The sequence below is a fragment of the Streptomyces sp. NPDC030995 genome, assembly GCF_055571215.1.
This window is the reverse complement of the sequence record NZ_JBVIFS010000001.1, coordinates 444,587-464,632: the sequence shown is the minus strand read 5'-3', so window position 1 is coordinate 464,632 and position 20,046 is coordinate 444,587. Positions and strand designations below refer to the sequence as shown.

At 68.8% G+C, this 20,046-nt stretch carries 32 protein-coding genes; 5 read left to right on the top strand and 27 right to left on the bottom strand.

Going from position 1 to position 20,046, the window contains the following annotated elements; translation table 11 throughout:
* Window positions 1-76: 76 nt before the first annotated feature.
* Window positions 77-514 carry a MarR family winged helix-turn-helix transcriptional regulator gene (locus ACZ45T_RS02385; protein ID WP_468436587.1) on the bottom strand — a complete coding sequence of 146 codons (438 nt, stop codon included), beginning with the start codon at window positions 512-514 and terminating at the stop codon, window positions 77-79.
* 82 nt (window positions 515-596) lie between these two features.
* Between ACZ45T_RS02385 and ACZ45T_RS02380 the strand changes: the two genes are divergently transcribed.
* On the top strand, window positions 597-1,589 hold the full coding sequence (locus tag ACZ45T_RS02380) for an SMP-30/gluconolactonase/LRE family protein (protein WP_468436585.1): 993 nt from the start codon (window positions 597-599) through the stop codon (window positions 1,587-1,589).
* Between the two features lie 45 nt (window positions 1,590-1,634).
* Here ACZ45T_RS02380 and ACZ45T_RS02375 read toward each other — a convergent pair whose 3' ends face one another.
* From ACZ45T_RS02375 to ACZ45T_RS02355, 5 genes are all read right to left on the bottom strand, one after another.
* The gene (locus tag ACZ45T_RS02375) at window positions 1,635-2,219 is read right to left on the bottom strand and encodes a hypothetical protein (protein WP_468436583.1); all 585 of its coding nucleotides are present in this window, start codon (window positions 2,217-2,219) and stop codon (window positions 1,635-1,637) included.
* Complete coding sequence (locus tag ACZ45T_RS02370) at window positions 2,216-2,593, bottom strand: PadR family transcriptional regulator (protein WP_468436581.1); 378 nt, start codon at window positions 2,591-2,593, stop codon at window positions 2,216-2,218. The genes ACZ45T_RS02375 and ACZ45T_RS02370 overlap by 4 nt, the downstream gene beginning before the upstream one ends.
* Before the next feature lie 65 nt (window positions 2,594-2,658).
* Complete coding sequence (locus ACZ45T_RS02365) at window positions 2,659-4,050, bottom strand: FAD-binding oxidoreductase (protein WP_468436579.1); 1,392 nt, start codon at window positions 4,048-4,050, stop codon at window positions 2,659-2,661.
* A 201-nt stretch (window positions 4,051-4,251) separates the two neighbouring features.
* The gene (locus ACZ45T_RS02360) at window positions 4,252-5,886 is read right to left on the bottom strand and encodes a LuxR C-terminal-related transcriptional regulator (RefSeq protein WP_468436577.1); all 1,635 of its coding nucleotides are present in this window, start codon (window positions 5,884-5,886) and stop codon (window positions 4,252-4,254) included.
* A gap of 140 nt (window positions 5,887-6,026) precedes the next feature.
* On the bottom strand, window positions 6,027-6,569 hold the full coding sequence (locus tag ACZ45T_RS02355; RefSeq protein WP_468436575.1) for a hypothetical protein: 543 nt from the start codon (window positions 6,567-6,569) through the stop codon (window positions 6,027-6,029).
* 172 nt (window positions 6,570-6,741) lie between these two features.
* Here ACZ45T_RS02355 and ACZ45T_RS02350 point away from each other — a divergent pair, with 172 nt between their 5' ends.
* The 3 genes from ACZ45T_RS02350 to ACZ45T_RS02340 all read left to right on the top strand — a co-directional run bounded on the left by ACZ45T_RS02350 (window position 6,742) and on the right by ACZ45T_RS02340 (window position 8,056).
* Window positions 6,742-7,356 (top strand): antibiotic biosynthesis monooxygenase, encoded by a 615-nt coding sequence (locus ACZ45T_RS02350; protein WP_468436573.1) that lies wholly within the window; start codon window positions 6,742-6,744, stop codon window positions 7,354-7,356.
* A gap of 159 nt (window positions 7,357-7,515) precedes the next feature.
* Window positions 7,516-7,785, top strand: coding sequence for a type II toxin-antitoxin system Phd/YefM family antitoxin (locus ACZ45T_RS02345; RefSeq protein ID WP_402581939.1), 270 nt, complete (start codon window positions 7,516-7,518; stop codon window positions 7,783-7,785).
* 7 nt (window positions 7,786-7,792) lie between these two features.
* Entirely contained in the window at window positions 7,793-8,056 is a 264-nt protein-coding gene (locus tag ACZ45T_RS02340) for a type II toxin-antitoxin system RelE family toxin (RefSeq protein WP_468436571.1), read from the top strand.
* Between the two features lie 225 nt (window positions 8,057-8,281).
* On the opposite strand, the gene ACZ45T_RS02335 is transcribed toward ACZ45T_RS02340, so the two are convergent.
* A complete protein-coding gene (locus ACZ45T_RS02335) occupies window positions 8,282-8,773 on the bottom strand; it encodes a hypothetical protein (protein ID WP_468436569.1) in 492 nt (163 codons plus the stop codon).
* On the bottom strand, window positions 8,770-9,042 hold the full coding sequence (locus tag ACZ45T_RS02330) for a hypothetical protein (protein ID WP_468436567.1): 273 nt from the start codon (window positions 9,040-9,042) through the stop codon (window positions 8,770-8,772). The genes ACZ45T_RS02335 and ACZ45T_RS02330 overlap by 4 nt, the downstream gene beginning before the upstream one ends.
* Window positions 9,043-9,150: 108 nt before the next feature.
* On the opposite strand from ACZ45T_RS02330, the gene ACZ45T_RS02325 reads away from it, so the two are divergent.
* Window positions 9,151-9,732 (top strand): Uma2 family endonuclease, encoded by a 582-nt coding sequence (locus ACZ45T_RS02325; protein ID WP_468436565.1) that lies wholly within the window; start codon window positions 9,151-9,153, stop codon window positions 9,730-9,732.
* A gap of 218 nt (window positions 9,733-9,950) precedes the next feature.
* Here the strand turns inward: ACZ45T_RS02325 and ACZ45T_RS02320 are convergent, their stop codons facing one another.
* The 19 genes from ACZ45T_RS02320 to ACZ45T_RS02230 form a co-directional block, all read right to left on the bottom strand.
* The gene (locus tag ACZ45T_RS02320) at window positions 9,951-11,231 is read right to left on the bottom strand and encodes a tyrosine-type recombinase/integrase (protein WP_468436563.1); all 1,281 of its coding nucleotides are present in this window, start codon (window positions 11,229-11,231) and stop codon (window positions 9,951-9,953) included.
* Between the two features lie 36 nt (window positions 11,232-11,267).
* Window positions 11,268-11,450: a helix-turn-helix domain-containing protein gene (locus ACZ45T_RS02315; RefSeq protein ID WP_402695383.1), complete on the bottom strand. Its 183-nt coding sequence runs from the start codon at window positions 11,448-11,450 to the stop codon at window positions 11,268-11,270.
* A 28-nt stretch (window positions 11,451-11,478) separates the two neighbouring features.
* Window positions 11,479-11,721, bottom strand: coding sequence for a hypothetical protein (locus tag ACZ45T_RS02310; RefSeq protein WP_468436561.1), 243 nt, complete (start codon window positions 11,719-11,721; stop codon window positions 11,479-11,481).
* Window positions 11,718-12,011, bottom strand: coding sequence for a hypothetical protein (locus ACZ45T_RS02305; RefSeq protein ID WP_468436559.1), 294 nt, complete (start codon window positions 12,009-12,011; stop codon window positions 11,718-11,720). The genes ACZ45T_RS02310 and ACZ45T_RS02305 overlap by 4 nt, the downstream gene beginning before the upstream one ends.
* A 20-nt stretch (window positions 12,012-12,031) precedes the next feature.
* Window positions 12,032-12,463 (bottom strand): hypothetical protein, encoded by a 432-nt coding sequence (locus tag ACZ45T_RS02300; RefSeq protein ID WP_468436557.1) that lies wholly within the window; start codon window positions 12,461-12,463, stop codon window positions 12,032-12,034.
* Between the two features lie 9 nt (window positions 12,464-12,472).
* Complete coding sequence (locus ACZ45T_RS02295; protein WP_468436555.1) at window positions 12,473-13,342, bottom strand: deoxynucleotide monophosphate kinase family protein; 870 nt, start codon at window positions 13,340-13,342, stop codon at window positions 12,473-12,475.
* Between the two features lie 5 nt (window positions 13,343-13,347).
* Window positions 13,348-13,683: a hypothetical protein gene (locus ACZ45T_RS02290; protein ID WP_468436553.1), complete on the bottom strand. Its 336-nt coding sequence runs from the start codon at window positions 13,681-13,683 to the stop codon at window positions 13,348-13,350.
* Between the two features lie 14 nt (window positions 13,684-13,697).
* The gene (locus ACZ45T_RS02285; RefSeq protein ID WP_468436551.1) at window positions 13,698-14,381 is read right to left on the bottom strand and encodes a hypothetical protein; all 684 of its coding nucleotides are present in this window, start codon (window positions 14,379-14,381) and stop codon (window positions 13,698-13,700) included.
* Between the two features lie 28 nt (window positions 14,382-14,409).
* The gene (locus ACZ45T_RS02280; protein ID WP_468436549.1) at window positions 14,410-14,973 is read right to left on the bottom strand and encodes a hypothetical protein; all 564 of its coding nucleotides are present in this window, start codon (window positions 14,971-14,973) and stop codon (window positions 14,410-14,412) included.
* Between the two features lie 73 nt (window positions 14,974-15,046).
* Window positions 15,047-15,313, bottom strand: coding sequence for a hypothetical protein (locus tag ACZ45T_RS02275; RefSeq protein ID WP_468436547.1), 267 nt, complete (start codon window positions 15,311-15,313; stop codon window positions 15,047-15,049).
* Between the two features lie 18 nt (window positions 15,314-15,331).
* Window positions 15,332-15,742: a hypothetical protein gene (locus ACZ45T_RS02270; RefSeq protein WP_468436545.1), complete on the bottom strand. Its 411-nt coding sequence runs from the start codon at window positions 15,740-15,742 to the stop codon at window positions 15,332-15,334.
* Between the two features lie 11 nt (window positions 15,743-15,753).
* Complete coding sequence (locus tag ACZ45T_RS02265; RefSeq protein ID WP_468436543.1) at window positions 15,754-16,086, bottom strand: hypothetical protein; 333 nt, start codon at window positions 16,084-16,086, stop codon at window positions 15,754-15,756.
* A gap of 59 nt (window positions 16,087-16,145) precedes the next feature.
* Window positions 16,146-16,433: a hypothetical protein gene (locus tag ACZ45T_RS02260; protein WP_399452099.1), complete on the bottom strand. Its 288-nt coding sequence runs from the start codon at window positions 16,431-16,433 to the stop codon at window positions 16,146-16,148.
* A 75-nt stretch (window positions 16,434-16,508) separates the two neighbouring features.
* Window positions 16,509-17,222, bottom strand: a complete 714-nt coding sequence (locus ACZ45T_RS02255) for a DUF2786 domain-containing protein (protein ID WP_468436541.1) — start codon at window positions 17,220-17,222, stop codon at window positions 16,509-16,511.
* A gap of 102 nt (window positions 17,223-17,324) precedes the next feature.
* Window positions 17,325-17,570: a hypothetical protein gene (locus tag ACZ45T_RS02250; protein WP_468436539.1), complete on the bottom strand. Its 246-nt coding sequence runs from the start codon at window positions 17,568-17,570 to the stop codon at window positions 17,325-17,327.
* A gap of 69 nt (window positions 17,571-17,639) precedes the next feature.
* Window positions 17,640-18,098, bottom strand: a complete 459-nt coding sequence (locus ACZ45T_RS02245; protein ID WP_468436537.1) for a hypothetical protein — start codon at window positions 18,096-18,098, stop codon at window positions 17,640-17,642.
* Between the two features lie 98 nt (window positions 18,099-18,196).
* Window positions 18,197-18,547 (bottom strand): N-acetyltransferase, encoded by a 351-nt coding sequence (locus tag ACZ45T_RS02240; RefSeq protein WP_468436535.1) that lies wholly within the window; start codon window positions 18,545-18,547, stop codon window positions 18,197-18,199.
* A 16-nt stretch (window positions 18,548-18,563) separates the two neighbouring features.
* Window positions 18,564-19,385, bottom strand: a complete 822-nt coding sequence (locus ACZ45T_RS02235; RefSeq protein WP_468436533.1) for a hypothetical protein — start codon at window positions 19,383-19,385, stop codon at window positions 18,564-18,566.
* Window positions 19,386-19,524: 139 nt separating this feature from the next.
* Window positions 19,525-19,962 (bottom strand): hypothetical protein, encoded by a 438-nt coding sequence (locus ACZ45T_RS02230; RefSeq protein WP_468436531.1) that lies wholly within the window; start codon window positions 19,960-19,962, stop codon window positions 19,525-19,527.
* Between the last annotated feature and the right edge of the window lie 84 nt (window positions 19,963-20,046).

Genomic DNA, 20,046 nt, shown 5'->3' with positions numbered 1-20,046 from the left:
CGGCAAGACACCCCCTAGTCCTGATGTGCGAAACCCCCGCACAGTTCCGAATCCCAGCAAAAACATCACGATAACCTCAGCGCTGGGCGTCGAGCGCCTCCGCGCACCGCCCCAGCAGCGCGATGAGCAGCTCCCGCTCCTCCTCGCTGAACGCGGCCGCGAGCGCCCGCTCCACCCGCACCGCGCCGGCGTCGGCCAGCTCCGCGGCCGCGCGCCCCTCATCGGTGAGCCGGGTCTCCAGCACGTTGCGGTGCCACTCGTGCGGGGTCCGCTCGATGAACCCGCGCTCCTGGAGGTTCTTCAGCACGGTGTTCATGGTCGGCGGCGTCACCCCGCACAGCCGTGCGAGCGCGGCGGCGGAGATGCCGGGCTTCTCGGACAGCCAGAGCAGCGCGGCGTACTGCGGAACCGTTACTGCGGCCGGCTTGAGCGCGACGGCCTTCGCCGCGAGAAGCGCCTGCTCGGCGCGCTTGAGGTGCGAGCCGATGCGTTCCTCGGGGGCCATGGAGGTCATTCCCGCATCTTACGACTCCACCCTTGCGCGCATTAGACCTCTAACATACATTCGCCTACACCTACTCGACAGAGGACACCTGATGAAGCTTCTGGCAGCTGCCGCCCTGACCACGACCCTGACCCTCGGTGCGCTGGGAGCGGCGCCCGAGCAGGCCCTGGCGACGGACGCCCGCATATCCACGGCCTTCTCCATACCCGGCGGCAAGGTCTACCCCGAGGGCATCGCCACGGATCCCCGTACCCACGCGGTCTACGTGGGCTCGTACGCGGACGGCACCGTCTACCGGGCCCGCCCCGGGCGGCGTACGGCGGAGGTGTTCCTGCCCGCCGGAACCGACGGCCGCCGCACGGCGAACGGCCTGCGGGTCGACTCCCGGGGCCGGTTGTGGGTGACGGACTCGACCGCCGGGGTCTCGGTCTACGACACCGCGACCGGGGGCCGCCTGGCCCACTTCGAGGTGGCCTGCACGAGCCCGCGTTTCGTCAACGACCTGACGATCACCCCGGACGGAACCGCCTACCTGACGGACAGCATCCGCGGCGTGATCTACCGCGTGACCCCGGACCAGCTGGCCGCCGGGAGCGGCGCCCTGACCGAGGCCTACGACCTCAGCGCCGCCCTGCGTCCCCAGCCGGCGGGCACCTTCACCCTCAACGGCATCGTCTCGGACCGGGCGGGCCGCTACCTCCTCGCCGTGGACATGACGGCGGGCGACCTCTACCGCGTGGACCTCGCCGCGGGCGCCGGCACCGGTGCCGGCGCCGTCCGCCGCGTCGACCTCGGCGGCGGCGACCTGAAGGCCGCCGACGGCCTCGACCTCTCCCCCGACGGCACCCTGCGCGTGGCGCACAACGTGCCCAACACGCTGACCCGCTGGCAGCTCTCCGGGGACGGCACCCGCGCCCGCCTGGTCCACACCCTCACGGACCCGGCGCTGCAGATCCCGACGACGCTGGCCCACACCCGGGGCCGCACGCTGGTGGTCCGCTCGCAGTTCGACAAGGACGGCCCCATGACCCCGAGCACGGGCGCGCCCACCACCTTCACCATCGCCTCGGTGCGCGGCCTCTGACCGGAGCCCTCGGGGGTGGCTTGTCGACCCACCCTCAAGCAGCCTTCAGCAGGCCGGAGTCGAGCCGTTCTTCCGCCTGGCCCGCACATCGGCGACGACGTACGGCAGCCCGGGCAGCAGCAGCGCGGGCGCGCCCCACAGCGGCAACGCGAACAGCACCGCATCGCCGGCCAGCCACCTGGTGAGCGCCGCCACGGGCAGGCCGACGAGGAGCGCTACCGCCCAGCTCCTGCCCATGCCCATGCTGCCCCGCCGCATCTCCCAGACGACCGTGACCGTGCCGATGACCGCCCAGAAGGCGATGTGGTCGGCGGTCACCGTCAGCTCCGTGGTCCACCGGGCGACGTACGAGAACAACAGGAGCCAGCCGAGCACGAAGCAGGCGATCGACGCCGTACGCAGCGCCCGGCGGGGCAGCGGGGCGCGCGCCCGCGCCCACGAGGCGGCGAAGGTCCGTACGTCCCGGCCGACGACGTCCTGCGCCGTACGGCCGGCGGCCTCCGCGTCCTCGAAGTGCGCGGCGAGCTCGTCGAGCATCTCCCGTACGGACGCGTCGTCGATCCCCCGGTACTCCCAGTTGCTGCGGCAGGCCGCGAGTATCTGCGCGTTGGTCATGGTCGCGTTCGTCATGGTGTGGTCTCCCCCGTGGATTCCGTGCCGGCCAGGATCCGGCCCACCTGCCCGGCGAAGGCGCCCCAGTCGGCCCGCCCCCCGCTCAGCTCGGTGCGCCCCGCCTCGGTCAGGCGGTAGTACTTGCGCGGGGCGCCGCCACTGGGGGACGGGGCGCGGTACGAGGAGACGAGCCCCGCCCGCTCCATCCGGGCGAGCAGCGGATAGATGCTGCCCTCGCTGACCAGCTCGAGCCCACCGCCGGCGAGCGCCTGCGCGAACTCGAAGCCGTACCGCGGCCGTTCGTCGATCAGCGACAGCAGACACAGGTCGAGCACCCCGCGCAGGAGCTGACTGCGCCGTTGGTCACCGGCCGCGGGCAGCTCCTTTGTCATGCGGTACAAGGTAGTCACCAACTCTCTTGCACCGCAAGACATTCACGATCGCGCCAAGACACCTCCTAAGGCGCGATGTTGTGGTTCAGGCGGAAGAGGTTGGCGGGGTCGTAGCGCCGCTTGATCGCCGTCAACCGCTCGTAGTTCTGCCGGTAATTGGTCCGGACCCGGTTCTGGTCCTGGTCCTCCCGGTCCATGAAGTTGACGTAGCCGCCCTCCATCGAGTGGGGCTTCAGCGCGGCGGCGAAGCGGCGCACCCAGTCGACGTTCGCCTCGCATTCGGCGCGCGTGGTCAGGGTGGGGCTGAGGGCGGTCGCGAAGTCGGCGTCCCGGTAGGCGAAGGCGGTCGACTCGGGCGCCACCCGGTGGCAGGCGCCGTCGATGGGAAACACCACGGTCGCGCTCTGGATGGAGGGGGTCGAGGCCCCGTACTCCACGTACGCGTCGATGGCCCCGTCCGGCAGCCCCCGGCTGAAGGTGCCCTTCCAGTAGTGGAAGAGCCCCGCGGGGAGCAGCTCGTCGAAGAGGGTGTTGATCACGGGGTACGGCATGCGCCCCACGTGCTGGCCGACGACCGGGCCGAGGCGGTCGAGGCGGGCACGGATCTCGTCGTCCTGCGTCTCGGGCCCGCTCCAGCAGGTGAGGACGCCGCACAGGGGCCGGCCGTGCCAGCGCTCGGGCAGGAACGGGAGCGGCGGACCGAGCCCGACGACGGCCAGGGCGCCGAGCCGCTCGTCGGACCCGGCGATCAGCTCGCGGTAGCGCCCCAGGACGTCGCCGTCGAGGGGGTAGAAGGTCGGGCCGCCCAGGATCGTGTCCACAGGATGCAGCCGGTAGACGAAGGAGGTGACGACTCCGAAGTTGCCGCCTCCGCCGCGCAACGCCCAGAAGAGGTCGGCGTTCCGCTCCTCCGTGCAGGTGACGAAGGACCCGTCGGCGGTGACGAGATCGGCCGCGACGAGGTTGTCGCAGGCCAGCCCGCACCGCCGGGCCAGATGACCGAGTCCGCCGCCGGTGGTGAGCCCGCCGATCCCGGTGCTGGACACCACTCCCCCGGTGGTGGCCAGGCCGAACGCGTGCGTGGCGTGGTTGAAGCCGGCCCAGGTGCAGCCGCCCTCCGCCCGGGCCGTGCGGGTCGCGGGGTCGACGCGGATCCCGCGCATTCGGGACAGGTCGAGGACGACCCCGTCGTCGCAGGTGCCGTAGCCGCAGACGCTGTGGCTGCCGCCGCGGACCGCCAGGACCAGGTCCTGCTCCCGGGCGAAGTTCACCGTCGCGATGACGTCGCCGGCGTCGGCGGCCCGTACGACGGCCGCGGGCCTCTTGTCGTGGATCGCGTTGTAGACCCTGCGGGCCTCGTCGTAGGCGGGCTCGCCCGGCTGGACGAGCTCACCGTGCACGGACGCGCGCAGCTGATCCGCGAGTGCGCCGTCCAGGACAGGTGTGAAGGTGCTCATGGCCGCCACCGCCTTCCTCGGAGGGTTCGAGTACGGCTCGTACCTCCGTTGTAGGGGTGGGAGGAGGTGGGGCTCATCGCCGGAACCGCCCATCCCGCCGGATCGCGGCATGGCCAGAACGGCCCACGGTCCACGACGGCCGACGGCCGACAGCGCCGGGCCGACGGCCCACGGCGGGGGCCCGGAGCGCGCCCCTCGCCGTCACATCAGCCCGTGCGTGAAGGCGTACGCCGTGGCCGCGGCCCGCGAGGACACGTCGATCTTGGCGAAGATGTTGTTGAGGTGCCGGGCGACGGTGTGCTCGCTGATGGTGAGCTCGGCGGCGATGGCCCGGTTGGTCCGTCCGGCGGCGACCAGGCGCAGTACGTCGACCTCCCGTGCGGTGAGCTCGCCCGGGAGCCGGAGCAGAGCCGCCGCCCGGCGGGCGTCGGGCACCGCGCCCAGCGCTTCGAACACCGCGTGGGCGGCCCGCAGTTCGAGCCGCGCGCTCTCCTCGTCCCCGGCGGCCCGGTCCGCGGCGGCGAGGGTCATCCTGACCAGCGCGGCCTCGTACGGGACCCCGAGTTGCAGCCACAGCGCGAGGGCCCGGTGCAGCAGCGGCAGCGCGCGCCGCAGGTCGCCCTCGGCGAAGGCCACGGCGCCGCCCGCCCACGCCGCCGTCGCGTGCTGCGGCGTGCGGTCGGACTCGCGCCGCCGCCGCCACGCGTCGGCGATCGCCGCCAGCTCGTCGGCCGCGCCACGGGCCTGGTCGAGCCGCCCCAGGGCGGCGCAGATCTCCACCTGCGCCGCGAGCAGCCGGCCCCTGCGGCGGTCTTCACCGTCGGCGGCGAGGGCGACCCGCAGCGCGGCCTCGGAGGCCTCGGCCTTCCCCTGGGCGAGGAGCAGCAGAGCGAGTCCCGGCTGCGGGTCCCGCCCGAGCTCGTGAGCCCGGGCGTACGAGGCCTCCGCGGCTGCCAGTTCACCGCGCTTGCGCTGGATCTCGCCCGTCACGTACACCGCCTCCGCGGCGATCCGCGCTTCGTACGGCAGCAGCTCCTCGCACGTCAGGGCCGCCTCGGTCACGGCCTGCGGCCAGGAGCCGCGCAGCTCCAGCACCTCCACCCGGTGTACGCGGCACAGCCCTCGGTAGTTGTTCTCCTCCGGCATCGTGGCGCACCAGGCCATGGCCGCGTCGGTCCACTCGGCGGCCCGTTCGAGATCGGCGCAGGCCATGCACCGCTGGAGGCCGAGGCAGTAGATCCACCCGGTGAAGAAGGCGCTGAGCTCCCCCGCCGTGGCCGCGCACATCGCGTCGTCGAGCAGCGCGAGCCCCTCGGCGACCCGGCCCTCGGCGAGCAGGACGTCCGCCCGCGCCTGGGTGCTCATCGCGAGGAGGTCGGCGCTGCCGCCGCGCCGCGCGATGCCCGCCATCCGGAGGGCACGGTCCATGGCCTCGGCGAAGGCGCCGCGGCTCTGCGCCTCCTCGGCGTCGACCCAGGCGAGGTAGCACTGCTCGACGCACTCGGGCTCACCCCCGAGCTGCTGCCGCGCCCGCCCCAGCCAGCCGGCGGCCGCGGCGGTGCGCCCGGCCAGGGTGTGCTCGTAGAAGAGCATCCACGCGCAGTAACCGGCCCGCCGGGAGTCACCCCTCGCCGCGTACCCGGAGTAGGCCTTCATCCGCGCCGCGACCGACTCCTCGACGTGGCTGGTCCACCAGGCGGCGTCGGCGAGTGCGTCGAGGTCGTCGGCGTCGAGGAGATCCGGGTCGATGCGCCGCAGCACGCCGTAGGCCTCACCCCACGCCTCACGGAAAACGGCCTCCCTGCCCCGGTCGAGGGCGTGACTCGTCCCGACCACGCGCGGCTCCCTTCACCGCTCCCCGAGCCTGCCCGCCCCCTCCCACCAGCATAGGAGCGCGGCCCACGTCGTGGCCCACATCGTGGCTCACGTCGTGGCTCACGTCGTGGAGCGGGCCGATCGGGACGACGCGCCGACGGTCAGCCGCGCACCCCGGGGCCCCGGCCCTCCAGGATCGTCGCCGTGCCGCCGGCCACCGCGGTCTCGTAGAGCGTGATCCGGTCGCCCGGGGCGAGGTGCGTCCACCGCGCCGGGTTCAGGGGCAGGAGGCGCACCGCAGCCCGGGCTCCGGGCGCGAGGTCGGGAGCGAACTCGACCCACACGCGGGCGATGTCCAGTTCGGACGCCCCGTCCCGACTCCGGTGGCCGATGTCCCACATCGGCCGCAGCACTCCTGCTCCGGGAATCGGCGTACGCCGGAACGTCTCACCGGCCGGCCGGAGCGCGAGATCAGCCCGGATGACGCCGCCCACGCGCGCCTCGGCGCCCCGCCACCGGCACCACTCCAGGCTCCGTTCGAGCCCCGGCATCCCGGCCGCGCGTTCCAGTTCCTCCCAGAAGCCCGCCGGCGCCGTCCACTCGTCACCCAGCTCTCGCAGCAAGTCGAACGCGACCTCCCACTCGTCGTGCGCGAGGTACTCCCAGACATCGGCGGCGGTGATGTCCGTCGGCGGTGGCAACACCCTCGGGCACCAGCAGCGAAGCGGCCTCGAGCATCCCGACGACATCCATGCGCCGATCATCCCTCCTCGTCACCTGAATGCCCCTGCCACGTTGCCCCCCATCCGCCCCGGCCATCGCATGGAGTGGGGGCACGAGCCCGCACAGGGCCACCGGAAGGCAGGAAAGGGCGATATGTACGTTCGCAGCATCTATGCAACGGGTGATCCGGCCAAGCTCGACGGCGTCACCGAGGCGATCCGGACCGAGGGGCGCGAGCTGCTGTCGGCGGAGCCGGGCTTTCGCGGGATGGGGCTGTTCGCCGACCGCGAGCTCGGCAAGCTCCTGGTGGGATCGTGGTGGGAGGACGAGGCCTCCCGGCAGGCCAGCTACGAGAGCCTGAGCAAGCGGCGGACCGAGCTGATGGCACCCTTCGCCCAGACCATGACGGTCGACAACTGGGAAGCAGCGGTCGCCCGGCGCGCAGAGGCCGTCGGACCCGGCGCGGGGTTCCGGCTGGTCCGCATGGACGTTGAGCCAGCCGACATCGACCTGCTGGTGGACACCTTCCGCGACACCTCACTGCCCAAGATCCAGAAGATCCCCGGCATGGCCGGCATCTCCCTGCTCATCGACCGCGACCGGGGCAGAGCCGCTGTCGGCGCGCTCTTCACCGACCACGACGCACTCGTGGCATCCCGCGGCGCCGTCGCGGCGGTCCGCGGAGAGGCCACGACCACGGCCCGCGCGACCACCCGCAGCCTTGAGGAATTCGAGGTGCTCCTCGCCACGTCGGTCCCCCACGCCTGACCCCGGCTCCACGTCAGCGCTCGAATGCGGAGGGGGCCGGACTCGACGGAGTCCGGCCCTTCTCTGACCGCGCGACCGCGCGACCGCGGCGAAGGAAGCCAGTCCGCCCGCCACGGCGACACATTGTGTACACATGGGACACTCGGTACCCTTGAGCGCATGACACAGCCGCTGCCCATAGAGTCCATCCGTGACGTACGCGCACACCTGGCTGAGGTCGTGGAGCGCGCCGATCGCGACGACGTCCCCACAGTGATCACGCGCCGGGGCAAGGAAGTAGCCGCCGTCGTCTCCATCGAGGTGCTGCGCAAGTACCAGGAATGGGAAGAGCGCGAGATCAACCGGATCATCGACGAGCGCATGGCCAACCCGGCACCCGGCATCCCGATCGAGGACGTCATGAGGGAGACGCTGGCACGCAGTGAATGAGCCCAGCGTGAGTGATTACCGAACCGTCTTCCGCCCCGAGGCGCAGGCCGAACTTCGGAAGATCCCTCGCGACATGGCGCTGCGCATCCTGGTCAAGCTGACCGAGCTGGAGAGCGACCCCCTCGGATTCAACACCACGGCGCTCGTATCGCAGCCAGAACGCCGTCGCCTGCGGGTCGGCGAGTACCGCGTCGTCTACACGGTCGACAACGGGGAGCTCGTGGTGTGGGTCGTGCACGTCGGACACCGCTCCACCGTCTCCGACACTTGATGCCGGCTGATCGGGCGTCAGAATATCCAGCACCCGTCCAGCACGGTGACGGCGAAGGGGTCGGCTCCTGGAGGAGTCGACCCCTTCTGACCTGCACGCTTGCGAAATCGCGATGCAGTAACGAACCGATCAGACGTTGAAGCGGAACGTTCCGCGTAGACCTCTGACCTGCGGAAACGCGGCTCTGAGCGGGCTAAGTCAGCACAGAATCAGCACGGGATTACGTCATCCATCACGCGAGATCGCCTTCATCGCCCAGCGGCTGCATGGGGATCTGATGGATCGCGGATTCCACCGAGCTAGAGCCCTCAAGGTCCGACCCGTGTTCCGGGTTCTGACGTTCCATTCCCCTCTCTGAATCTGACGGCTCAGTGCTTCGACGGAGCGCGACTGCCCCTCCTGCGCATCCGCACTTCGCTTGAGGTGCTTGGCGATCTGGTGCGCGCTCCACTCCGCCGAGTCGGTCTCAAGGACGCTGTCCTTGAGAGCTTCGAGATCCACCGTGTAGGTAAGCGGGTCGACGCAACCGAAGGGCCCGTCCGCCTCCACCCGGAACTCGTAGACCTTGGGCAGCTCCGAGGAGAACAATTGATGGCCCACGTCCATGACGAAGGGAATGCGGCGCGTCGGAGGCAGGGTGGCGATGGGGCGACCAACAGCACGACTGAGAGTCGCCGCCCGCTCGGCCCCCAGAGTGGTCTGCAGCGGAGGGCTCACCGAGATGCGTACGTTGCGGCCAGGGTCTGACCGATGTTCTCGATCACCAGCACGAGCAGCGATGACCCAGGGATACGAGGCCTGATGTCAACGATGACGTACGGCTCCGCCTGCTCGCGTTGCGCCTTTTCCGTGAGGGCGTTGGCATGCGCGACCGCTCTCGCCTGACGTTGGTTGTAGACGAGGGCCCAAAACGCGGCTGTCGTTGAGAAGACGAGAGCCGCCACGGAGACGACCACCGTGGCGATCTGGACCGATGAGTCGCTCATGGCCGGATGTTAGGTGGGTGGCCGGTTACGGCGCGCCAAGTTGCCGAAAATCCTCCGGCCGGGATCGTTGGCTCTTCAGCTTGAGCTGTGGGCCGCTACCGTGAAGCCATGACCGCACTGCCCGACTGGATGCGCCCGCCGCGCGCGGAAGGCTGGTTCGCGGAGGACCTCGACCGCCTCCCCGAGGCACCACGCCACACCGAGCTCATCGACGGAGCCCTCGTCTTCATGATGTCGCCACAGCGGTCCTGGCACGGACGCCTCGTCACCGCCCTGACCACCACGCTCATGGCACAGGCACCGGCCGGCTTCGAAGTCGAGCGGGAGATGACGATCCGCCTCGATGCCCGCAACCGCCCCGAGCCGGACCTCTTGCTGACGGACCTGGCCTACGACCCCGACCGAACCTGGTACGCCCCGGAGGACGTGAAGCTCGTCGTGGAGGCCGTATCCCCGGAGTCCGCCCATCGCGATCGCACAGTCAAACTCCGCAAGTACGCAGAGGCCGGCATCCCGCACTACTGGTGCATCGAGGACGAGGACGGGGCACCCGTCGTCCACGTCTACGAGCTCGACGAACCCACCGGCGCATACGCGCCCGCCGGGATCTTCCGGGGCACCCTCCAACGCCCGGTGCCCTTCCAGGTCAGCCTGGACCTCGACAAGCTCACGCCGCCCCGCAGCAGCTGAAAAGTCAGCACCAAGTCAGCACGGGAATGCAGAAGGGGTCGGACTCGTCAGAGCCCGACCCCTTCTGACCTGCACGTTTGACGAAATTAACTAACATGCAGTAACGAAACGACTACACGTTGAAGCGGAACGTGCAGTGCAGGGCTCTCACCTGCGGAAACGTGGTTCTGAGCGGGCCAAGTCAGCACGGAATCAGCACGGGAAAACAAGGTCAGCACCTACGCAACTTCTTCGTACCCGGCCGCTACGCTCGGCGCCTCGGTCGACACCGGTACGGGCACCGGCCTCATGGCATTCTGCATGACCTCGCGGCATCGATGCCAGGCCCCTGGGACGAGGTGGCCGTAGATGTCGACTGTCGTCTTGATCGACTTGTGGCCGAGCCACCTGCTGACCTCGTGGATCGGGATGCCGTTTGCGAGTGCGGTCGAGGCGAAGAAGTGTCTGAGCGAGTGCGGGGTGTACTTGGGCTTGCCGCTCGCATCCACTAGCCCGGCCGCCTTGCACGCCTTCCGGAAGTGGTAGCCGTAGGTCGTGGCCGTGGGCATGGTCCCCTTGCCCCGCTCGCGCGGGGCGAAGAAGACATCGAGCTGCCGGCCGTCCCCTGCCTTGTCCTGGAAGACAACCGGGACTCCACCCCACTCATCCTCGTGCGCGTCGATCTCCTCTTCGAGGAAGGGAGCAGTGGGGATGTCCCGGTACTCCCCCTCGGCGCGGTGCTTGAGAGGGACGAACGTGGTGCGGGAGTCGCCGCGGTTCGCCTTGGCGCTCACCTGCCAGCGGACCCGGATGAACTCGGGCCGCCGGCACTCACTCGCGAAGGCCAGGGTTTCGCTGATTCGGAGACCCGCCCCCGACTGCAAGTAGATCGTGAGGCGGTACTGCGGCGAGATGTGCTTCGCGAGCAGCTCGACCTCGTCGAGCGTCGGGATCTCGTCTTCGTCCACGGCGAGCGAGCTGACGCGGTCGATCTTGACGCCGACAGCCGGGTTCGCGGCGATGCGCTTGTCGGTGACGGCAGCCTCCATCATCGCCGTCACGAACTTCATGCGGTCGTTGATCGTCGAGGCCGCCATGCCCTCACCCGATCGGTGGAGGGCGGCTATGAACTTCTCGAAGTCAGCTTTGGCGAGCCCGGCCAGCGTCTTGCGGCCGAGATGGGGGACGAGGTGGTTCTTCGCGAAGCCCTCGTAGTTCCGCATGGTGCCTTCGGCGAGGACCTGCCGCTCCAGCCACTCCTTGACCCACCAGCGAAGCGTCATCGCTCCCCGCGCGGGATCGAGGTAGACCCCCATCCCCTTGTCATTCTCGACCTTCGTAGCGAAGGCGTCGGCGCCGTCGGGGCCGGTCTTCTTGGCGAAGCTCTTCTCTCGCTGTCTCGCGGTCCGCCCGCCCGGCTCTCGGTAGCGAACGGTCCACTTGTGGCCGCAGCGCGCCTTCTCGCAGGGGTAGTAGCGATCCTGCTCTTCTTCTTTGCAGGGCTGAAACACGGTAGCCATGTGGCTCCTCTCGTCAGTTGGGAGCGGGCGGAGCCGTCACCCGTAGTGGTCTTCGAGGTAGGCGACGATGTCGCGCTCACGGAACCGCAGGAGCCGACCGACCTTCTGGGGCTTCAGCCCCCATGATCGGTACTTGTTCCTGACGGTGATGTCGCTGACCTTGAGCCAGTCAGCCACTTCTGCCGGCGTCAGCAGCCGGTTGCTTCCTCCTGCCGTCACACAGCCCCCATCGGATACATGTTTACATTCAGGCCGCGTGGAGCATGGCTTGCTCCTCGAAGGAGCGCCGGGACTGCTTCGTGAGGTGCCACATGTCGAAGTGGCACTGGTAGACCCGGTTTTCGCGTTCGAGCGCCCGTCGCTGACCTCGGCGGTCTGCGGCGCGGTCGCGCTTGGCCTGCGCTCGACCGAGCGCCTTCTGCGCTGCCCGTTCGTCGGCGAAGGCCCGTTTGGCGGAGCACTCGCAAGTGTGGAATTCGACGGTCTTCATGAGTCCTGGCCTCCTTCTGCTGTCCAGGGGTGCGGCTGCGCTAGGCCGCGGTTTCGAACCATTCGCATGTAGGTAAGGACGGCCTGGCGCTGGACGCCGATGTAGTCGGCGAAGTGGCGGGCGGGGTTGATGACGCCTTCAGCCTCGGCCTTCGCGTAGTGGGCGGCGAGTCGGATGAGGAAGGCGTCGGTCACGCGAGCCGTCTCGCCCCGCAGGGCTAGCAGTTCGGTGATCTCGGTCTCGGTGATGCTCGGGGTGCGGAGGAGTTCGTCCGGATCGTTGCTGGTCATGTCGGTGTCCGCATCTGTGGTCACTTCTGCTGGAATTTGCCGCAAGGGCAGGTGGGGATCTGGCAGGCACCTCGGGCTGCGCCGGCGGCGGAGTGAGCGAAGGGGGCGTGGCCGCATTCCGGGTGGAAGCAGTAGCCCTTCCATCCCTTCTTGCCGTCCACGTTGGCGAGCATGGCGCCGGGGCTGTAGAGCTTGACAACCTTGCCGGTCCCCCCGAAGGCCATCTTCGAGGCGAAGGTCTTGATCTCGGCTTCGGAGCCGAAGGGGCCGAAGTTGAGGCCGCGATGCCCGTCCTTCCAGGTGTGCACGAGGGCGAACAGGTCGCGCATCTGGAGGAGTTCGGCGGCCGTCTTGTAGATCGCTTTGGCCATCTGGTCGGCGCTCTCGAAGGTGGGGTCCTCCAGGAGCATCTTGATGGCTTCGACCTCTTCCTTCCGGGGGGTCAATCTCATGGCTTCACCTTAACACATTGGTTCAATGTTTACATCGTGCACCCTCATGGCCTCCCTCACGCTCGTGTAGAGGTCCCACACGGTGCCGTCATTGCGGATCACCCCGTCGAACGAGTACCCGGCGAGGGCGTTCTCGCTGGCGTGCTCGGCCTGGGCTCTAGGTTCCAGCCCGGGGCGCTCGATCAGTAGCACCAGGCCGCCGCGCTCGCGGATCGCGTCCGCCTCGTTCGGGAAGCGGACATCTGTGATGACGGTGGGGCCCCAGGTCTCACCGTCGCGAAGGAGAGCGTCGACCCACACGTTCTCTCCAAGGACCGACCGGCCTCCCTCTGTGCCCAGTCTCTGGAGGTACCGGCGCACCTCGGGGTAGCAGTCCTTCGTGGTCTCCCACCCGTAGCCGTCGACCTCATAGCGGAGGTTGGTCAACCCTTCGGTGTAATGCTCCTCCACGATGCGGGGGTCGAGGGCGTAGAGCACCTCCTTGACCTTGTCGGCGAACGCCTTTCGCTGCCAGCCCGCGCTGAGGAGCGCATCAGCGGCGGTGTCCTTGCCTGAGCGTGCAAGGCCCGCGAACCCGACGAGCGGCACAGGGCGGTTGCCGAGTTCCGCGGTGCCGGCGGGCTCAGGCTGCTCCTGGTCGAGAAGTTCGACGGTCCAATCCGGAAGCATGGAGACCCAGTTCTGGCGGGTCGCTTCGGCGCCGGACTCGGGGTCGACGTGCAGTCGGTAGACCTTCGTTCGGGTGCCGTCCCACGCGGCCGTCTTGAGCTGCGGGTCGAGGACGAGGTACCCCTCGCGGGTGACGGTGCGACCTCGGGTGTCGCGGCCGGTGGCGCGGATGTGCTGGCCGGGCTTCAGGTTGGTGATCTTTGTGGGCATGGTGTTCATCCTTCGTGGCTGTCGAGAAGTCGGTTCAGGCCGGGAGCGGATACCTGCGCCTCGCACACGTCGCAGTCGCAGGTGTGGAGGCAGAGACCGCATCCGGGCGAATCACACAAGGGGTCGGGACCGTGCCAGTGCTGCGGGTCGGGCTCGTTGCAGTTCCACGCCGCGCAGGTGCGGTCCTGGGACCACGTCGGATACACGAGGTGCTCGCGCTGTCCGACGAGGCCGTGGGCGAGGTGTTCGCCGGGGCAGGTGAAACGTGAGCGGCTGGCGCTCTCGCGGTCCCGGAAGGCGGCCCGGCATCGGATGCACTGGAGGCGGCCTTCCGGGCGCATGCGGAGCTGATGCTTCACTGGGCTGCGGCGCCGAATGCGGGTACGGCCGGGCCGAGCGTCCATGTGCCCCCGGTCTTCGGGGCAGCCTGCTCGATCGCCGTCTCGAAGGACCGCTCCCCGGCCATCAGCGCCTTGCGCTGCTGAAGGTTGGCGTGCCGGGCCTGGAAGGCACGGAGCATCGCGTCGACCTGGCGGTACTCCAGCTCGATCACGTTCAGCCGGTCGAGTCGACGGCTCCGGGCGAACGTGGCGGCTTTCTCGTGCACGAGGGCGCGGTCGCGGCGGTGCAGCTCGATCAGGGCCTTGATGATCTCCCGTGTCCGGGACTTCGCGCCGTCCGGGGCCGGGTAGTCGCCGATGCCGGTCTGTATGCGGCGGATGCTGAAGTTCCAGTCGCCCTGATCGGCGTGGACGATGGCGGAGCCCGCCAGTCGGGAGCCGAGGACTTCGAGCGTCCCGGAGACTCCCCCGCGGCTCCAGGTGTTCCGACCGTAGGCGACCTCGAAGGCGGACGGGAGCAGCTCGAAGACGGTCTCCCCGGAGGAGCCGGGGACGCGCGGCTCGTCGTACATCGGGGCGATCTCGACGATGCCCTTCACGCGGGGGCCGGTCAGCTCATAGGCGGTGACCCCGGGCTTCGCGCCTTCAACGCGCTCGACCGTGACGGAACCGAAGGACAGGGTAAGGGTGCTGGTCATGACGATTCTCTCGGCTTGAAGGGGTCAGTCAGGCAGCGGTGCCGGCGGAGCGGCCCGCGTAGAAGCGGAGGGCGTCACGGGCCTGGGCTCGGGCGAACAGCCCGCCGTAGAAGCCGTGGCATGAATCGAGCTGGGCCCACTCGGGATGGTCGGCGTCGGGCTCGGCGGTCTCCTCGACGGCGAAGCCCCACACGTCCCCGGCGAGCCATGCCTCGTACTCCTGCATCTCGGCCTCGACGTACCCCTCGGTCAGGAGTCCGGCGTCGAGCGCGAGGGCCTCCTCGCCAGTCACGTACCAGAGGGAGCGCGGGCCCCGCTCGGGTGAGGACTCCAGGACGATCCCACCGTGCATGATCGACACGTACCGCTCGAAGGTCTCCACGCCCTTCCAGCGGTTCCAGGCCAGGCGCCGCCAGATGTGGGCGAAGGGGCCGCCGTCCTTGTCGACCGGCCCGTACTGGCCGAGGTGGGTATCGATGGTGATCACATGGGCGATCGTCTCGGCGTCGTTACGGGGGTTCTCGGCGTGCTCGTCGCGGACGAGGCGGACGCGGAAACGGCCGTCATCGGTGGTGGACAGAACGTCGGTCATGGCTTCTCCGTCTCGGATGGGGGGCCGCCCATGCTCTCCCTGTTTGCAGGGGCGGCCAGTTGCATGGTGTAGGTCAGGCGCCGTACGGCTCGGCGTCGCTCTCGTCGGCTATGAGGTCGAGTACGGCGTCGGAGTGGCGCAGGAGGATGCCGTACGCGACCTCGTGCGACTCGTAGGCGTTGGCCATGTTCCGGAGGACGCGGCTGTAGCCGCCGAGGAACCCGAGGTATTCGTTGATCGGAAGAGGCTGCGCTTCTCGCATGTCGGTCTCGATCTGGGCCTTCTCGGTCTCGAAGGTCTCGCCGACTACGGACTTCGTGCGGTAGGGCTGGGCGGTCATGCTGGTTCCCTTCGAGGGTCAGGCGGCGAGACGGACGGCGTGGGCCTCGATATCCCAAGCGGGCAGGTCGAGACCGAGTTCGGCGTAGCGGGTGGCCCGCGCCTGGGCGCGGCTGAGGCCGGAGAACTTGCAGCCCTTGTGGCGGCGCGGCGGCGCCGGGTTCTTGCCGGTGCGCTCACGCATGTGGCTGTAGAAGACCTCAATGTCCGTGGTGCACAGCAGGCAGTGCAGGGCCCATCGGTGTTCACTGCCGGGGTAGCCCTCGTGAACTCCGGCGCACCGGGTACGGGTGCAGTCCTCGGGTTCGGTGACCGGCGTGGTGCGCGTGGTGTAGCCGAGTTCGAGCATCCGGGCCCATGCGGCCTTGAGGCCGTCCGCGTTGCGCGGGCTCGGACGCAGGAAGGTGGAGAGGAACGGGGTGGCAGTCATGTGTTCTGCTTTCAGGGGTTGTTGGGAAGGGACAGGCCCACATGGGCCGCGTCGAGGAGGTCGTCAGCCGCTTCGAGGAAGGCGCGCATCGAGTTGGCCTCGCCCCAGGAGCCGGGTTCGTCCTCGAAGAAGGCTTCGAGGGCATGGCGTGCCCATTCCGCGGTGACGGCGGGGTCGGCGACGATCACGAGGGTGCCGGCGGAATCGACGGCCCACACGTCCGAGCCGTCGAGGTCGATGTCTTGGTTGTGCAGTGCGTGCGCCTGGTCTCCGTCGCAGCGGAAGAAACCGTCCGGCCGAAGACCGTAAGGGGCGTCGCAGGTGTCGCAGCGGATTATGCCCATCGGGTTGTAGCCTTTCTGGGTGGCCCCTCCCTGCTCCCTGTGGGGAGGGGCCACATGCGTTACTTCGAGTCGTCCTCGGCGAGAATTTCGAGTAGCTCATCGCAGGCCGCGTACTCGGCGTCGCTGACGTGGCGCCACTCCGCGTCGGGGAGCATCTCGACAGGCAGGGACAGGGCCAGGCTTCCGGCGGTGTCGGCGAGGTTGCAGAGCGTGTACCACTCCTGCGTGGCGGGGTCGTAGTCGTTGCGCCACTCCTCGACCTCACGCACGGTCTTGAGCACTTCGGCGACGAGGTTCTTGATCCGGTCGAACGCGACGGACTCGGCGTTCTGGATGGACGGCATCATGTGCCCCTACTCCTTCACGTGGTTGGGGGGCCGCCCCGGCTCTCCCTGTGTGCAGGGGCGACCCACAGGGGTTGGTCAGGCGGCTATTGCTCGGCGGCCGCCCACGCGGGTCTGTCCGAGGTCAGCGCGTCGGCCTGCGGCCTCTCCTGCGGCCCTGCCCGAGCCGCCCCGCTTCGATCCGCCACCGGTCCGGGTGTGCGGGTACGCCTCCTTGAAGCGGGCGAGCGTCACGGCCTTGCGGTCCGCGAGAACCAGCTCTGCACCGCGGCCGGTCACACTGGGCGCGGCCTCCTGGCGGGCTCGGGCCTCGATCTCTTCCAAACGGGCGTAGACGGTGAGGATGAACCCGGCAAGGAAGGACTTCCGGTAGGTGATCGTCTTCTCCCCCGGGCGGGGGCGGCCGTGCCGCATCGCGTTGAACGCCTGAAGCTGAAGCGAGGTGAACAGCATCTCCACCCGCTCAAGGTCGGACTCGTAGCCAAAGAGGTGGACCTCAGTCCCGTTCAGCTCGATCGCCTTGCAGCCGAGCGCCTTGGCGATGTAGCCGAGCAGGTACTTCCGGTCGCTGCCGTACGTGCCCGCGATCTTGATCATCCGGTCTCCGGGGCGATCCTGCGTCGGGTCCGCGTCGGCGAGCATCGCCCTCTCGATCCCGTACTTCGCCATCAGTTCGGCGGCCTTGCCGAAGTACGCCTCGGCCTCTTCCTGCGATGTGGCCGGGTCCTCCGCCTTCGCCAGGAGGGCGCGGATCTTGGCGAGCTTGCCGTCTTCAGGCATGGGGGTAGCCATGTCGGAGCCTTTCGGGGGTTGATGCAGGCTGGCATCGTCAGAGGGGAGGAGCCGCCTCCCGCTGACCTCCCTTCGGGAGGTTTCGCCTTTGCACCTTGCAGGTCAGACGGTGATCAGGTCCCAGCCGTTGAGGATGTGAGCGATGGCAAGGGCGTCGATATGGGCCTTGGCGTGGGCTTCGCGCTCCTCGTAGGTCGGCAGGTCGTACGTCACGGTCAGCTCGGCAAGGGGGTCGAGGCCGAAGGGCGTGAAGAGTCCTGTCACCAGCACATCGCCGAATCGAAGGACGAGGGAGTGCGCGCCGCACTCGGGGTCGCGGAAGGCGATCTCGTCGTCAGGCTTGATCATGGTTGCGCTCGCTTTCCGGAGGGGCCTCCCTGTTCTCCCTGTGTGCGGAGAGGCCCGAGCTAGGAGGGATCAGGCGGAGGGGGTGCGGAAGGCATCACGAACGGCGGTGAGCCTGGCCTTCAGGTAGGCCAAGTTCGTTGCGTTCCGGTCGGCGCGCTTGTGCTCCCACTGCCAGACTTCGCCCCATGCCGCGTCGTCCGGGCTATCCGCGAGGTGTTTCTTGGCTCGGGCCGCTTCGACCAGCTCGTACGCCTCCCGGCGGACGACGGCGGCGAGGAGGTGTTCCCAGTGGGTTCGGATCAGTTCGGTGTCCTCGCAGAAGCGCCAACTGACCGCGTGATGCAGTCCGGCCGCGAGGTCGGCCTGCTGGTGGTACTCCTCGGCCATGTGCGGGAGTCCCTTGTCCTCCGCCTTGCGGGCCATAAGCCGGAACTCTTCGCGGTCGTAGCCGAGGGCGAGGCAGTAGATCGCGCTGTGGGTCAGCAGGGTGCCGGCGGCAGCCACCGCGGATTCGATGGGGGTGTTCATGCGTCCTCGTACTTCGGTGGTTGGTGCTGACGCTGGTTGGCTCGTCAGAGGGCAGGGTCCGCCTGCCGCTGACACCCGGAGGGGTGTTTCGCCTTTGGTCAGGAGTGGGGGCGCCGGATCATGGCGTGGCTGGTCGCGTAGTCCTTGCCTCGGCCTCGGTTACTGATGAAGCCGAAGCGGCGGTAGAAGGCCCGGAGGCGGGGGACGCTGCCCCCGAAGTCGGCGGCTGGGGTGAGAGCCATCGGCACGCCGTGCAGGTCGGTCTCGGCGGTCAGGGCCCGCATGATCGCGGTACCCGTCCCCTCGTTGCGGCGGACTCGTGTGACGACCAGGAGGTCAAGGGCGAGATAGCCCGAGATGCTGTCGTAGGAGATATGGATCTTCGCGGGGTGTGTGTCGAGGGCTCGACGGAGCGCCTCGACCCACGTGGGCTCGTGGCCAGCGGGCATGGTCCTCCCCCGCCGGTCAGGCGAAGGCGAGCTGGCCCACGATGGGGGCATTCAGGTGCTCGTTCGCGAGGTTGGTGAAGTAGCTGTTACGGGCCTCGCGGTAGATGTCCTCGGTCTTCTGCCAGTCGATGCCGCCGTCCTGCTCATGGCCGTACAGGTCCCCCAGGGCGTCGTGGCAGGAGTCAGCAATCTCGGCCGAATCGGCCTCGGTGTCGTACTCGTACTCGCGCTGAGCGCGCTCCAGGGCTTCGTTCACGTTGGACTGCCAGCGCTCCCACTCGCGCTCTGAGTAGTCCGAGTCGTCGAGTACGGCGTAGACCTCCAGGGCGGAGAGGATCGAACACGCTTCGCGCCAGGCCGCGGTGAACTTCGGGCGGTACTTGATCGGGGTGAGGGCGGGAAGGCCGTAGTGCGCGGTGTCCCAGTCCCAGTCGCTCTTACATCCAGCGCACAGGAAGCGGCGGCGGCCGTGCTTCTTGCGGCTGACGGCCCAGTCCGCGATGCTGTCGCACTTCCGGCAGAGCATCACGTCGTCGACGTAGACCTGAACGAAAACCTGGGAGCACGGGCCCCAGCCCCAATGGCGTACGCCGGCATCGATGACGTGCTCGTCCGAGACCTCAGTGTCGTTGCGCCCCTCGTCGGCGGCGGCCCGCAGGAGATCGAGCGCGGTGTCGTAGTTGGACTCAGCCAGCAGGTCGTCGGAGTAATCCGCCTTGCCGATCACTGGGGCGTGCGTCCGGTAGTACCGGTCATCGCCTCCAAAGTTCGTCGGCCGCTCCAAGAGCTTGTCGGCGTACTCCCGCAAGGTGTCGTCGTCGCACAGGTAGCTGATCATGTGTCCTCGCATTCAGGGGTGGGCTGACGGGCTGGCTCGTCAGGGGGGAGGCACCGAACCTCCCGCCGACACCCCCCACCGCACCCAGACCAGGGGCACGGTGGGACCGCAGGGCGTTTCGCCTTCGCAGGGTCAATGTTTACATTCGGGCAGCAAGGTCCGCCGGGATGAAGGCGACCTCCAACTCCTCTTCCGTCTTGGGCTCGACGCCATTCAGGCGGTCGATCTCGGCAGCCTGCTGAGCGATGACGCGGTTCGCTCGATCGAGAGCTATGGCCAGCTCCTCGCATCGGAGGCCCAAGTTGTGGGCGATGTCCAGCAGGGGGAAGCGCTGGATCTCATTCTTCGCAAGGCTGACCTGGCGCTTGGGCCGTTCGATCGCAGCGATGGCCTCGACCGTGAGGAACACGGAGCCGGCGCAGTAGGCGCACCTCTCCCCTGCATCCTGGGCGGTGACCCCACGCTGGTAGAAGCTGAAGTCGACGCACTGGTAGCACCGGAAGTCACCGTCCGCCCGCTTGAGCCCTACGGCCTTGCCGTTCTCCCGATCCCAGTCGGAGAAGACGAACTCGCTCATGTGGCCTTACCTTTCGGAACCCGGCTTGTTCAAAGTTTACACGAGCCGGAGAGTTTCGCCGAACCGTTTGGCTCGGCGTTGGTT